Below are 655 nucleotides of genomic sequence, written 5' to 3'. Positions count from 1 at the left end.
CGGCCACACCGGCTCGGTGGAGTCCGTGGCGATCAGCCCGGACGGCACCTGGCTCGCCACCACCAGTAGCGACCGGACGGTGCGGACCTGGGACCGCGCCACCGGACGTTGCACCACCACCCTCATCGGCCACACCGGCTCGGTGGAGTCCGTGGCGATCAGCCCGGACGGCACCTGGCTCGCCACCACCAGTAGCGACCGGACGGTGCGGACCTGGGACCGGACGGTCGGAGCACAAGATCCCGCGCCTCTCAGACATACCGGTGCGGTGGAGTCGGTGGCAATCAGTCCGGACGGCACCTGGCTCGCCACCAGCCACGACCGGTCGGTGCAAATCTGGGACCGCGCCGCGGTCAGATGCACCGCCACCTTCACTGGCCACACCGACACGGTGCATGCGGTGGCGATCAGTCCGGACGGGACCTGGCTCGCCACCACCAGTAGCGACAGGGAAGTCTGGATCTGGGACCGTGACACCGGTCAATGCACTGCGACTCTCACCGGACACACCGACCGGGTGGGGTCGGTCGCGATCAGCCCGGACGGCACCTGGCTCGCCACCGGCAGTAGCGACCAGACGGTGCGGATCTGGGACCGCGCCACCGGACGATGCACCACTACCCTCGGCGGACACGCCAACCCGGTGGAGTCGGTG

At 69.8% G+C, this 655-nt stretch carries 1 protein-coding gene; it reads left to right on the top strand.

The genetic code is table 11. The features are described 5' to 3' along the window. On the top strand, positions 1-655 hold a 655-nt coding region (locus tag ABZ098_RS37225), incomplete at both ends, for a WD40 repeat domain-containing protein (RefSeq protein ID WP_356598175.1).

Source organism: Streptomyces sp. NPDC006335, from assembly GCF_040612795.1.
Taxonomy (GTDB): Bacteria; Actinomycetota; Actinomycetes; order Streptomycetales; family Streptomycetaceae; genus Streptomyces.
Note: the sequence above shows the minus strand (reverse complement) of the source record. Positions and strands in the feature narration are given on the sequence as shown.